Here is a 12,281-nt window from a genome sequence, read left to right as displayed (position 1 = left end):
TCAGGCGAAGACGACCGTCCGGGTCCCGTCCAGCAGCACCCGGTGCTCGCTGTGCCACTTCACCGCGCGGGCCAGCGCCTGGCACTCGACGTCCCGGCCGAGCGCGACCAGCTGGTCGGGGCTGACGTCGTGGGTGACCCGGGCGACTTCCTGCTCGATGATCGGGCCCTCGTCCAGGTCGGCGGTGACGTAGTGGGCGGTGGCGCCGATCAGCTTCACGCCGCGCGCGTGCGCCTGGTGGTACGGCTTGGCGCCCTTGAAGCTCGGCAGGAAGGAGTGGTGGATGTTGATCACGCGGCCGGACAGCGCGGTGCACAGCTGGTCGGAGAGCACCTGCATGTAGCGGGCCAGCACGACCAGTTCGACGTTCTCCTCGGCGACCAGGTCGAGCAGCCGCTGCTCGGCCTCGGCCTTGGTGTCCTTGGTGACCGGGATGTGGTGGAACGGGACCCCGTAGCTCTCGGTCAGGTCCTTCAGGTCGGTGTGGTTGGAGACCACCGCGGCGATCTCCACCGGCAGGGCGCCGATCCGGGTGCGGTAGAGCAGGTCGTTCAGGCAGTGTCCGAACTTGCTGACCATGAGCACGATCCGCATCCGCTGCTCGGTCGGGTGGATCTGCCAGTCCATGCCGAAGGAGGCGCCGATCGCGGCGAAGCTGGCCCGCAGCTTGTCGGCGGTGACCGGCTCGGGGGCGGAGAAGTGCACCCGCATGAAGAAGAGCCCGCTGTCGCCGTCCCCGAACTGCTGGCTGTCGATGATGTTGCAGCCGGTCATGAAGAGGTAGCTGGAGACAGCGTGGACGATGCCCTGCTTGTCGGGGCAGGACAGCGTGAGGACGTACTGGGCGCCGGCCGGCTGCTGCACTGGGGGTATCCCGTTCTAGGTCGTGACGTGCGTGGACGGTCCAGCGTGTCACATCCCGGACATGCGCCGTCCCGCTGCCCGTACTGCGGGACGGCTGCTGCCGCGGGGCGGCGGCTACCGCGGGACGGCGTCGCCCGGCGGTCAGACCCGGGTGAGGATGCGCAGCACGTCCAGCGACTTCGGCGGCGCGTCCGGGTCGTCCCCGTCGCCCACGGCCATCGCGACGTGCGCCTCGCGGGCGGCCCGGACGGTCTGCGGCCAGCCGGGGTGGCCGAGGTAGGCCGAGGCCGGCGCGTCCGCACCGACCTCGTGCAGCATCTGCACGGCCCGCAGCACCGCGACGTCCACCAGTGCGGCCTCGGCGGCGTCGCGGAAGATCGTCCCGACGTACTTCTCGGCCGACCAGTGGTCCAGCCAGGTGTCCTCGACCAGCCGGTAGACGGCGTCGGTCACGTCGCCGTACCCCTCCCGGCCGGTCAGCCAGGCCTCGTGCTGGAAACCGGGGTCGGACAGCATGTGCAGCGCCGAGCGCATTCGGGCTCGCCAGCGCCACCAGGGCAGGTCGTTGAGCGGCATGCCGCCCATCGTGCTGGAGCGGTGGCCCGGACGAGAAGGGTTTCGGGTGGACCGATACGAAGAATCTGTGCTGGCGGACATGGTGAACGATCGTACGTTCCCCGTCTGTTCGTGCTCCACTCGCGATCTACACGCGTACCGCCCCGGATTTCGGCGTCCGTTTGCCGTCCGTTCGCACTTCGGCCCTCTCGGCTTGCGGCGCCGGGGCTTGGCTTGCTCCGGTGCGCCGGAGGGCGCCCCAGAGAGGGAAAACCGATGACCAGCCGAAGGGACTCCTTCCAGGCCCGTCCCCCGATCGTGCGCCGCCGCCGCCGACGCCCGATCGCAGCCGCCGCCACCGCCGCGGTCCTGCTCCCCACCCTCTTCTCGGCCTCCGCGTGCGGCGGATCGGCCGATGCTTCGACCAGCGGCAGCGACCTGACCGTGATGACCTGGGCCCCGGCGGGCACCGGCTCCGCCGACCGCCCGGGCATGACGGCGCTCGCCTCCGCCATCGGCCAGGACGTCAACACCAAGGGCGGACTGAACGGCCACCGGCTGCGCGTGATCACCTGCAACGAGCACAACACCGTGGACGGTGCCCGCGCCTGCGCCCAGCAGGCGGTGGACGCCAAGGCGGTCGCCGTGATCGGCTCGTACAGCCAGTGGGGCGAGGCGTTCATGCCGGTGCTGGAGCGCGCCGGCATCCCGCTGATCGGCGGCTACGGGCTCTCCCAGCCGGAGTTCGCCAGCCCGCTGTCCTACCCGGTGGACGGCGGCATGCCGGCGCTGATCGCGGGCAACGGCCGCCAGCTGGTGGACGCCGGCTGCAAGTCCGTCGCCCTGGTCCGCCCGGACACCCCGGCCGGCGACAACCTGCTCGGCTACCTGGGCACCGCGCTGCGGCCGGCCGGGATCCGGCTGACGGACGTCAAGGCGCCCGAGCAGTCCTCCGACTACACCCCGGTGGTCCGCAAGGCGATCGGCAAGGACGAGCCGGGCACCTGCGTCACCAGCGCCCTGGCCGCCGAGCCGACCGGCAACCTGCTGGACTCCTACCGGCGGCTGAACCCGAAGAACACCCGGATCGCCTCGATCATCGGCAGCGTCCAGCAGTCGGTGGTGGACTCCACCGGCGGCGACTCCGGCCCGCTCGGCGGCGCCTACGTCACCAGCTGGTACCCGCCGGAGTCGGCGAAGATCTGGGACGGGCTGCGCGCCGTGGTGCGCACCGACACCACCAACGGGCACCCGATCGACGTCTCCGACCCGGGCGTGCAGACCACCTGGGTCGCGTACGAGGTGTTCCGGACGGCGGTGCAGAAGCTGGCGGAGGCCGGCAAGCCGGTCTCCTCGAAGGCCGTCTCCTCGCTGCTGGACGGCGGCGAGGTCATCGACGTCGGGATCACCCCGCCGCTGAACTGGGGCACCACCAACATGCTGCCCAGCAGCGGGTCGCCGCGGCTGGTGAACACCTGGGTCACCTACCAGGTGGTCAGGAACGGCCGGATGACCCTGCAGCAGCCGGGCTTCGTGGACATCCGCTGGACGCTCACCGGAGGCCGTCCGCCGGCCTGACGCACGCCGCCCGGAGCGGAGCGGGGACGGGCCCTCGGGCCCGTCCCCTCCGGTCGTTCAGGGGCCGCCGTCGCTCAGCGGGCGCCGCCGCTCAGAGGTCGCCGTCGTTCCGGTTCGGCAGTCCGCTCTGGGCGGCGATCGTGTTCCAGAGCGTGGCGGCCTGCTTCTTCGCGGTGGTCGCGGTGCCGCTGGCCTGGACGGCGTTCTTGTAGTGCGGGTTGTCCTGCTTCTTCGCGTCGCAGCCGCCCTGGGCGTCCTGCGCCCAGGCCGCGTACTCGTCGTCGGCCTGGGCCGAGGCCGTCCAGGCCGCGTTGAGCTGGTCGACCAGCTGCTGGCCGCCGGGCAGCTTGTCGGTCTTCAGCTGGCCGAGCTTGCTCTGGAGCTCGCGCCGCTTGCCGGCCGCGGCGGTCAGCGCCTGCTGGGACTCGGGCAGCTTGTCGCACTTCTGCACCGAGGCGACCGCGGAGACCACCGAGCTGCGGCTGTCGCTCGCGGTGCCCAGCAGGTCCGACAGCGGCTGTGCCTGGGCCTTGACGTCCGGGTCGACGGCCGCGCCGGAGCCGCTCGCGCTCGGCGTCCCGGGGGCGCCGGTACCGGTGGTGCCGGCGGTGGCGGCCACCGGGCCGGTCTTCTTGGTGTCGTCCGTGGGCTCGCTGCCGCCGTTCATCAGGACGGCGACCAGGATGCCGGCCGCCGCGCAGCCCGCCACCACACCGCCGATGATCAGCTTGTTGGACGGACGCCCGCCCCGCCCCGAGCCACCCGCCTGGGTCGCGTCGAAGCCCTGGCCGTAGTCCTGCCCCTGCTCCGGGGCGTAGCCCTGGTGGTAGTCCTGCGCCGGGTAGGCCGGCTGCGGCTGCGCGGCCGGCGGGTAGGCCTGGTAGCCGGGCGCGGGCTGCGGCTGCGGGTAGCCGGGCTGGGCCTGCGCCGCCGGGTAGCCGGCCGTCTGCGGGTCGCCGCCGGGGTAGGGCGGCAGGTACTGGGTCTCCGGGGCCGGATCGGGCTGTGGCGCACCGTACCCGGGCTGCGCGGCGCCGTAGCCGGGCTGCGGCGCGCCCCACGGGGCGTTCGGCGCGGGCATCGGCTGGCCCGCCATCGACTGGCCGGGCATCGGCTGCGCGGGCATGGCCTGGGTCGGCAGCGCGTGCGCGCCCTCGCCGAGGTACTCCGGCTGCCCGGAGGGCTGTCCCACCGGCGGCACCGCCGAGTGGGCCTGCGGCGGGCCCGGCTGGCCCGGCTGGCCCTGGGGCTGGCCGGGCTCGGGGCGGAACAGGTCGTCCAGGTTGAAGTCACCGGAGTTCGGGTACGAGCGGCGCTGACTCAACGCGATTCCTCACCTGTGCAGGACCGCGCACTGACGGCGGACCACATCTCGTCGGTTCTTGGGAGCATCACAGTTCCATTGGACGTCGCGCCCACGCTACCGGTTCGCCTCACCGGGTGACCACGTGGGCGGGACATCCGTCACGCTCCCTGCACAGACGATCCGCGGCGGCCCCGGGCCCAGGGCCTGTCTTCTGGATCCTCGCCGGGTCCGCCAGGATCCAGGAGACAGGCCCTGGGCCGCTGCTAAGCCGCCTCGGCGTCGGCCCGGGCGTGGAACTCCCGGACCACCCGCTGCTCCCGGTAGGGCTCCAGGCGGCGCCGGAACTCGTCCAGGTACTCCACGCCCCGGTTGGAGCGCAGCCCGCTCAGCAGCCGGACCGCCTGGGTGCCCGTCTCACAGGCGCGTTCCAGGTCCCGCTGCTGGAGCTGGGCGGTGGCCAGCAGGACGAGGTCCACCGCGCGGCGCCGGACCCGGGTCGGCGGGTGCAGGTCGAGCGCCCGCCGGGCGTAGTGCTCGGCCGGGCCGGCCTGCTCCAGGTCCCGGTGGCAGTGGGCCAGCTCGTCCGCGAGGTAGGCGTCGTCGAAGTGGGCGATCCAGTCCGGGTCGTCCTCCGGGCGGCGCTTCTCCATCGCCTCCAGCGCCCTGGCCGACACCGTCTCGCAGGAGCGGGCGTCGCCGAGCAGGGCGTGGCCGCGGGCCTCGGCGGCGTAGAACATCGCCATCGCCGTCGGGGTGGCCACCGAGCGGGCGCCTTCCTGGGCGGCGCGGGCGAGTTGGGCGATCTCGCGCGGGTTGCCGAGGGTGGCGGCCAGGTGGCTCATCGAGGCGGCCAGCACGTAGCCGCCGTAGCCGCGGTCGTCGGCGGCCTGGGCCAGCCGCAGCGCCTGGATGTAGTAGCGCTGGGCGAGCCCGGGCTGTCCGGTGTCCACCGCCATGTAGCCGGCCAGTTCGGTCAACCTGGCCACGGCGGCGAAGAGTTGGCGCCCGGTCTCCTCCCGGTAGGCGCCGCCGAGCAGGCCGGAGACCACCGAGTTGAGGTAGTGCACCACCACCGGGCGCACGTGGCCGCTGCCGAAGCGGTGGTCCAGGTCGACCAGCATCGCGGTGGTCGCCTTGATCGCGGCCACGTCGGTCGGACCGACCCGGGGGCCGCCGGCCCGCGCCACCACCGGGTCCGGCGGGGTGATCAGCCAGTCCCGGCTGGGCTCCACCAGCGCGGACGCGGCGACCGTCGCGCCGGTCAGGAAGTCCCGCCGGCCGACGTCACTGCGCCACAGCTCGCACACCTGCTCCAGGGCGGCGCCGATGGTCGGCGCGAACTGGAGCCCGATGCCGGAGCTCAGGTTCTTGCCGTCCGCCATGCCGATCTCCTCGACCGACACACTGCGGCCGAGCTTGCGGCCGAGGGCCTCGGCGATCACGGCCGGCGCCTGCCCCCGCGGCTGCTGCCCGCGCAGCCAGCGGGCGACGGAGGTCTTGTCGTACCGAAGGTCCAGCCCGTGCTCGGCGCCGCAGAGGTTGACCCTGCGGGCCAGGCCGGCATTGGAACAGCTGGCCTCCTGGATCAGTTGCTGCAGACGCTCGTTGGGCTGTCGTGCGACGAGTGGTCTCGCGGCCATTGGGCTTCGCCTCCCCACACCCTCCGGTCCCGGCCGGCGGGCGACGATTCTGCTGATCTGTTGCCGACTGTCCGACCGTCCAAGGAATCTGACACCAGGTTAGCGATCAGCAACGCCAGCGGGATACCCACGGTGACGAACCGCACCCCCCTTGCGCCCTGGTAAATGCTCCTGTGCGCCCCCGCTGCGCCTGCCCTCGGGCCCTTCAACTCGGTCGACTAACCGGAACGGGTGACATTGCCGCGATGCACCCAACCGGGCGGCTCCGGGCCGTAACCAGCCTCACGCACGGTAGTTGAGCACCCCGTGGAAGACATCCCCGACGCGGACCGGAACGAGAAGGCCGCTCCGCCCCCCTTACTCATCGAAGCCGTCGGCTACGCCGAGACCCGCCACTGGGAGGTCGCCCCGGGCGCCTGGCTGGTCGACGACGGCGACGGCGGCGTCCGCTGCTCCTGCGGCGACCGGCGCTGCACGCTGCCGGGCGCCCACCCGCTGGACCCGGACTGGGCGCGGCAGGCGAGCGCCGGCCCCGGCGCGGTGCGGAGCTGGTGGACCGAGCGGTCGCAGGCGTCGATCCTGCTGCCCACCGGGCGCTCGTTCGACGTCCTGGACGTCCCGGAGACGGCCGGCTGCCTGGCGCTCGCCCGGATGGAGCGGATGGACCTCCAGCTCGGCCCGGTGGCGGTCCAGCCCGCCGCGCCCGGGCGGATCGGACGGCGGCTGCACTTCCTGGTGCTGCCCGGGGTCGCGGCCAGACTCCCGGAGATGCTCCGCCGGCTCGGCTGGCCGCCCGGCCGGCTGGACCTGGTCGCCCGCGGCGAGGGGGACTGGACCGTCGCCCCGCCGTCCCGGATCGGCTCTCTCGGGTACGCCCAGTGGGCCCGCTCCCCCACCGCGCTCAACCGCTGGCTGCCGGACGCCGCGGAACTGATCAGCCCGCTCGCGTACGCCTGCGGCCGCGAGGCGCCCTCGGTCCGCACCGCCGGGGCCGCCCAGCCCGCGCCGGTGGGCTGAGCCCGGGCCGCTCCCCCGACCCGCTCCGTCCGACCCGCGCCACCCGGCCTGCTCCGTTCGGCCCCGGGCGTGTCGGACGCCCCCGAGACCAGCCGCCCTCTGCCGATCGGGTGAGGGCGTGCTCCGCGCGACACCACGCGCGCGAGTGACGGGCCTTGTCCCCCACCGGGGACGGGGCCCGTCATACGCATGTCCGGATAAGGCCTCCGTGTACCCGCTGGTCAACCGGCAAAGCCCCTCGTACGAGTGACAGCACTCAAGGATTGCCATGATCGGCCGAGGGGAGGAATTGCGATGTGTGGGGACGCCGGCAGGGGCGCTCGGACGGGGAAGCCGGGCGGCGGCGACGGAGGGGAAGCGGGAGGGAACAGGAGGGGACGGAGGGGATGGGGAGGACGAAGGGGCCCGCTGCACGGGGAGCAGCGGGCCCCTTCGCCGTACCGGAGTACCCGGCGTACCGGAGTACTCAGGCGCGGTACGGGCTCAGGCGCGGTACGGGCTCAGGCGCGGTACGGGCTCAGGCGCGGTACGGGCTCAGGCCTGGGCGACGAAGACGTGCTGGGCGATGTCCTTGCCCAGCTCCGCCGCGTTGTCCCCGGTGCCGACCAGCACGCCGCCGACGCCGGCGCTCACCTTGACCGTGGAGCCCGGCCGGACGCCGGCCCGGCGCAGGGTGCTCATCAGCGCGCTGTCCGTCTGGATCGGCTCGCCGATCCGGCGGACCACGACGTCGGCCCCGGCCTCGCCCGGCTTGACGGTGTCCAGCGGGACGAGCCCGGCGTCGAAGCCCTCGCCCTCGGCCTTGGTGTCGCCCAGCTCGTCCAGGCCCGGGATCGGGTTGCCGTACGGGGACTGGGTGGGGTGGCCGAGCATGGCGAGCACCTTGCGCTCGACCGTCTCGCTCATCACGTGCTCCCAGCGGCAGGCCTCCTCGTGCACCTGCTCCCACTCCAGGCCGATCACGTCGACGAGCAGGCACTCGGCGATGCGGTGCTTGCGCATGACGCGCACCGCGAGCCGGCGGCCCTCCTCGGTCAGCTCCAGGTGGCGGTCCCCGGCGACCTGGAGCAGCCCGTCGCGCTCCATCCGGCCGACCGTCTGGCTGACCGTGGGACCGCTCTGTTCCAGGCGCTCGGCGATGCGGGCGCGCATCGGGACGATGCCCTCCTCCTCCAGCTCCAGGATGGTGCGAAGGTACATCTCAGTGGTGTCGATCAGCCCAGACATCGCCGCTGGCTCCGTTCTTCGGTGTCCTCACCGCCAATTCTGACGTACCGGACCGACAACCGGGTCCGCCCCGGGGCTCCGGGGGCCCGTTTTGTTCCTGTTGACAACGATGCCGCCGGGGCGCGACCGTGCTCGCCGAAGCTTTCTCCACCGGCGGTCTGGACCACCCGGACCACCCCACCCGGCCGGATCCCCCACCGGCAGAGAGCGAAGGCAGCAGATGAACGACCTGGTCGGCCGGTACTTCGACGCGGCGATCTCCCACCTCCAGCGGGTCCGCGAGGAGGAGGCCGACACCATCGAGGCTGCCGCCGCGCTGCTGGCGGAGGCGATGACCGAAGGTCGCCGGGTGTTCACCTTCGGTGCCGGGCACTCCGCGCTGCCGGCCCAGGACGTGGTCTACCGGGCCGGCGGGCTGGTCCCGGTGAACCTGCTGAACGTGCCCGGGATGGCCGGGGTGACGGTGATGCCCGCGCCGCTGTCCAGCGCGCTGGAGCGGGTCTCCGGGCTGGCCACCGCCACCCTGGACCTGACCCCGGCGACCGCCGGGGACCTGCTGTTCGTGATCTCGCTCTCCGGCCGCCAGGTGATGCCGGTCGAGCTGGCCCGGTACGCCCGGGACCGCGGTCTCAAGGTCGTCGGTGTGACCTCGCTCGCGTACCCGCGGGAGGTGCCCTCGGCGCACCCGACCGGCACCTACCTGAAGGACCACTGCGACGTGGTGCTGGACAGCAAGATCGCGGTCGGCGACGGCGAGCTGACCCACCCCGGCGCCGAGACCACCTTCGGCCCGGTCTCCACCGTCGTGACCAGCGCGCTGATGCAGGCCGTGGTCGCCTCGGCGGTCGGCCGGCTGGCCGACCGGGCGGCCGCCGGGGAGTGCCCCGCGCCGCCGCTGTTCCGCTCCGGCAACGTCCCGGGCGGCACCGAGTGGAACGCGAAGCAGATGGCCGAGAACGCCGAGCGGGTCTTCTACACCTACTGAGCCGCTCTCCCGCCCGGGTGAACCCGCCGGTCCGCACCGGCAGGTCGCCCGCGCACACCCGTCGGCCGCCGCACGCCCCCACCGCCTCCCGCACGCTGGGTGCCGAACCGAACACGGGGAGTACCGGACAACCACCGGGTCTTCCCGGCCACATCCGGCCGCCCCGGCCGTCACCAGGCGTACCGGCGAGCCGCCCGGGGCAGGAGAGCGGTGCGACCGGAGCGACTGGTGGGGGCCGAACATGGCGTCTGTTGCGGGACGGACCGGGTGGGTGCGTGAGCGGGACCTGCTGCCCGAGTTCTTCTGGGCCGCCGACGCGGCCTCACTGCGCGGGCAGCGGCGCTCGGTGCTGCTCTCCGCCTGGGAGCTGGTCCTGCTGGTGGTCGCCGCGGCGACCGGCTCCGCCGACGGCGAGCCCTGGGCCTGGCCGGCGGCGGCGGCCTACCTCGGCGCGATCGCGCTGGCCGTGGTGATCAGCCGGCAGAACCCGCAGGGCCTCTGGTACGAGGGCCGGGCGGCCGCCGAGTCGGTGAAGACGCTGGCCTGGAAGTACGCCGTCCGGGCCGACGCCTACCAGCCCCCGCCGCGCCCCCTGCCGGACGCCGAGGGGCTGTACCGCTTCCAGCTCGCCCGGGTGCTCGGCGCGTTCCGGGAGACCCCGGTGGGCGTCCCGGACGCCGGGGTGGAGATCACCCCGGCGATGCGCGACCTGCGCGGGCAGCCGCTGGCGGTGCGCCGCGAGGTGTACCTGGCCGAGCGGATCCGGCTGCAGCACGACTGGTACCGCGCCAAGGCCCGCTACTGCGCCCGCGCCGGGCACTGGGCCGGGGTGCTGGGCGTGCTGCTGCCCGCGCTGGGCCTGGTGCTCGCCGTCCTGCGGGCGCTCGGCGCGTTCGGCTACGACGCGCTGGGCACGGTGTCGGCGGTGGCCGCCTCGGTCGCCGCCTGGGCGCAGCTGCGCCAGTACCGGCCGCTGGCCGCCGCGTACGCCCTGGCCGCCGAGGAGCTGGCGCAGGTTCAGCGCCAACTCGCCCAGCTGGACCTGGAGTCGATGGAGGCCGAGGAGGTCTGGGCCCGCCTGGCCCGGGACGCCGAGGACGCGATCTCCCGCGAGCACACCACCTGGCAGGCGCGCCGGGAGGTGCGCACCACCACCGACCGGGAGCACGCAACCGACCCGGAGCACTGAGGAGGCCGCAGGTGTCGTTACGGACGGTCAAGACGGCGGACGACCGCGCCCTCGCTGTGGAGTCCCTCGGCGACCCGCGCGGCCGTCCGGTCTTCCTGCTGCACGGCATGCCCGGCAGCCGGGTCGGCCCGCACCCGCGCAGCACCGTGCTGTACCGGCTGGGCGTACGGCTCATCTCGTACGACCGGCCCGGCTACGGCGACTCGACCCGGCTGTTCGGCCGCCGGGTGAGCGCGGCGGCCGCGGACGTGCGGACCATCGCGGACGAGTTCGGGCTGGAGAACTTCGCGGTGCTCGGCCGCTCCGGCGGCGGCCCGCACGCGCTGGCCTGCGCGGCGCTGCTGCCGGAGCGGGTCAGCCGGGCGGCGGTGCTGGTCGGCCTGGCCCCGCGCAACGCGACCGGTCTGGACTGGTACGCGGGGATGACCCCGTCCAACGTCCGCGCCTACAAGGAGGCCGAGCGCGGGCACGGCCGGATCGCCGACGCGATGGAGTTCCGCTCCCGGCAGATCAAGGACGACCCGGTCCGGCTGCTGAACGGGCTGCGCACCGAACTCTCCGCCGCCGACCGGGAGGTGGTGGCCGACAGCGGGCTGCGGCGGATGCTCCAGAGCAACTACCGGGAGGCGTTCCGGCACGGCGCGGACGGCTGGATCGACGACGTGCTGGCCTTCACCGCCGACTGGGGGTTCGAGGTCGGGTCGGTCCGGGTGCCGACCTGGCTCTGGCACGGCGCCGACGACCAGTTCTCGCCGGTCGACCACTCCCGCTGGCTGGCCGACCACATCCCGGACGCCGAGCTGTTCCTGGAGCCCGGCGCCGCGCACTTCGGGGCGTTCCGGGTGATGACCACCGCGCTGGCCTGGGCGGCCGGCTGGGGTGCCCCGGGGGGGTCGGACCTCCACCGGCGTCCGGGGCGCTGAGCCGCCGTCAGATGAGCTGGACCACCGGCGTCAGCGGCGCCGAACCGCCGAGCACCGCCAGCACGTTGTCCACCGCCAGGCCGCCCATCGCCTGCCGGGTGCGGACGGTGGCGCTGCCCAGGTGCGGGGCGAGCACGGCGCGCTCCTGGGCGAGCAGCGCGGACGGGACGGCCGGCTCGCGCTCGAAGTTGTCCACGGCGGCGGCGAACAGCGCGCCGGACTCCAGCGCGGCGGCCAGCGCCTCCTCGTCCACCACGCCCGCGGTCATGCTGACCACCACCGCGCCGCGCGGCAGCAGGGCGAGCCGGCGGGCGTCCAGCAGGTGCCGGGTGTCGGCGGTGAACGGGCAGGTGACGACCAGCACGGTGGAGGTGGCGAGCAGTTCGTCCAGCGGCTTCCAGTCGGCGCCCCCGGCCTGCTCGGGCGGCAGTTCGCGGCGGTTGTGGTAGCCGACCGGCATGTCGAAGGCGCGGGCCCGGCGGGCCACCGCCTGGCCGATCCGGCCCATGCCGAGCACGCCCAGCGGGGTGCCGGCCAGCTCCATGCCGAGCAGGAAGTTCGGCGCCCAGGTCCAGGGCGCGCCGGAGCGCAGCAGCCGCTCGCCCTCGCCGAGCCGGCGGGTGGCGGCCAGCAGCAGCGCCCAGGCCATGTCGGCGGTGGCGGTGGTGAGCACGCCGGGGGTGTTGGTGACCAGCACCCCGCGTTCGGCGCAGGCGGCCACGTCCACGTTGTGGTAGCCGACGGCGTGGTTGGCGACGACCGCCAGCCCCGGGCCGGCCGCGTCGAGGAACTCGGCGTCCACCCGGTCGTCCAGGGTGGTGATCACGGCCCGCCGGCCGCGGACGGCGTCCAGCAGGGCGGCCCGGTCCATCGCCAGGTCGGAGTCGTGGCAGGTGACGGCGTGGTGCGCGGTGAGCCGTTCGATGACGCTGGGGGCGAGGCGCCGGGTGACCAGGACCGGGGGCGGGGTGCTCATGGTCCGGCAGCGTACCCCGCC

The 12,281-nt window shown here is 74.0% G+C and carries 11 protein-coding genes; 5 read left to right on the top strand and 6 right to left on the bottom strand.

Annotated features, from left to right (window positions below):
• Together purU and ACWDD9_RS26230 are read right to left on the bottom strand one after the other, a co-directional pair.
• Nucleotides 1–864, bottom strand: a complete 864-nt coding sequence (gene purU / locus ACWDD9_RS26235) for a formyltetrahydrofolate deformylase (protein ID WP_181970649.1) — start codon at nucleotides 862–864, stop codon at nucleotides 1–3.
• A gap of 141 nt (nucleotides 865–1,005) precedes the next feature.
• Complete coding sequence (locus ACWDD9_RS26230; RefSeq protein WP_449812816.1) at nucleotides 1,006–1,440, bottom strand: SCO4402 family protein; 435 nt, start codon at nucleotides 1,438–1,440, stop codon at nucleotides 1,006–1,008.
• A 255-nt stretch (nucleotides 1,441–1,695) separates the two neighbouring features.
• On the opposite strand from ACWDD9_RS26230, the gene ACWDD9_RS26225 reads away from it, so the two are divergent.
• Complete coding sequence (locus ACWDD9_RS26225; RefSeq protein ID WP_049649970.1) at nucleotides 1,696–2,997, top strand: ABC transporter substrate-binding protein; 1,302 nt, start codon at nucleotides 1,696–1,698, stop codon at nucleotides 2,995–2,997.
• A 91-nt stretch (nucleotides 2,998–3,088) separates the two neighbouring features.
• On the opposite strand, the gene ACWDD9_RS26220 is transcribed toward ACWDD9_RS26225, so the two are convergent.
• Complete coding sequence (locus ACWDD9_RS26220; protein WP_449812815.1) at nucleotides 3,089–4,321, bottom strand: hypothetical protein; 1,233 nt, start codon at nucleotides 4,319–4,321, stop codon at nucleotides 3,089–3,091.
• A gap of 245 nt (nucleotides 4,322–4,566) precedes the next feature.
• Entirely contained in the window at nucleotides 4,567–5,943 is a 1,377-nt protein-coding gene (locus ACWDD9_RS26215; protein ID WP_049649968.1) for a tetratricopeptide repeat protein, read from the bottom strand.
• Between the two features lie 306 nt (nucleotides 5,944–6,249).
• Here ACWDD9_RS26215 and ACWDD9_RS26210 point away from each other — a divergent pair, with 306 nt between their 5' ends.
• Nucleotides 6,250–6,960, top strand: a complete 711-nt coding sequence (locus tag ACWDD9_RS26210; RefSeq protein ID WP_053111970.1) for a bifunctional DNA primase/polymerase — start codon at nucleotides 6,250–6,252, stop codon at nucleotides 6,958–6,960.
• A gap of 534 nt (nucleotides 6,961–7,494) precedes the next feature.
• Here the strand turns inward: ACWDD9_RS26210 and ACWDD9_RS26205 are convergent.
• The gene (locus tag ACWDD9_RS26205; RefSeq protein ID WP_049649967.1) at nucleotides 7,495–8,187 is read right to left on the bottom strand and encodes a metal-dependent transcriptional regulator; all 693 of its coding nucleotides are present in this window, start codon (nucleotides 8,185–8,187) and stop codon (nucleotides 7,495–7,497) included.
• Between the two features lie 220 nt (nucleotides 8,188–8,407).
• Between ACWDD9_RS26205 and ACWDD9_RS26200 the strand changes: the two genes are divergently transcribed.
• The 3 genes from ACWDD9_RS26200 to ACWDD9_RS26190 all read left to right on the top strand — a co-directional run bounded on the left by ACWDD9_RS26200 (nucleotide 8,408) and on the right by ACWDD9_RS26190 (nucleotide 11,284).
• Nucleotides 8,408–9,172: a sugar isomerase domain-containing protein gene (locus ACWDD9_RS26200; protein WP_449812814.1), complete on the top strand. Its 765-nt coding sequence runs from the start codon at nucleotides 8,408–8,410 to the stop codon at nucleotides 9,170–9,172.
• Nucleotides 9,173–9,443: 271 nt separating this feature from the next.
• On the top strand, nucleotides 9,444–10,361 hold the full coding sequence (locus ACWDD9_RS26195) for a DUF4231 domain-containing protein (RefSeq protein ID WP_049649965.1): 918 nt from the start codon (nucleotides 9,444–9,446) through the stop codon (nucleotides 10,359–10,361).
• 11 nt (nucleotides 10,362–10,372) lie between these two features.
• A complete protein-coding gene (locus ACWDD9_RS26190) occupies nucleotides 10,373–11,284 on the top strand; it encodes an alpha/beta fold hydrolase (protein ID WP_049649964.1) in 912 nt (303 codons plus the stop codon).
• Nucleotides 11,285–11,291: 7 nt separating this feature from the next.
• Here ACWDD9_RS26190 and ACWDD9_RS26185 read toward each other — a convergent pair whose 3' ends face one another.
• Nucleotides 11,292–12,260 (bottom strand): 2-hydroxyacid dehydrogenase, encoded by a 969-nt coding sequence (locus tag ACWDD9_RS26185; RefSeq protein WP_449812813.1) that lies wholly within the window; start codon nucleotides 12,258–12,260, stop codon nucleotides 11,292–11,294.
• Nucleotides 12,261–12,281: the final 21 nt, after the last annotated feature.

It is taken from the genome of Kitasatospora sp. NPDC001119 (assembly GCF_053598475.1).
Note: the sequence above shows the minus strand (reverse complement) of the source record. Positions and strands in the feature narration are given on the sequence as shown.

Bases quoted from the DNA above. Each gene is read 5' to 3' on its own strand.
- ACWDD9_RS26230 (WP_449812816.1), bottom strand. From the start codon at position 1,440: ATGCCGCTCAACGACCTGCCCTGGTGGCGCTGGCGAGCCCGAATGCGC.
- ACWDD9_RS26225 (WP_049649970.1), top strand. From the start codon at position 1,696: ATGACCAGCCGAAGGGACTCCTTCCAGGCCCGTCCCCCGATCGTGCGC.
- ACWDD9_RS26185 (WP_449812813.1), bottom strand. From the start codon at position 12,260: ATGAGCACCCCGCCCCCGGTCCTGGTCACCCGGCGCCTCGCCCCCAGC.
- ACWDD9_RS26200 (WP_449812814.1), top strand. From the start codon at position 8,408: ATGAACGACCTGGTCGGCCGGTACTTCGACGCGGCGATCTCCCACCTC.
- ACWDD9_RS26205 (WP_049649967.1), bottom strand. From the start codon at position 8,187: ATGTCTGGGCTGATCGACACCACTGAGATGTACCTTCGCACCATCCTG.
- ACWDD9_RS26215 (WP_049649968.1), bottom strand. From the start codon at position 5,943: ATGGCCGCGAGACCACTCGTCGCACGACAGCCCAACGAGCGTCTGCAG.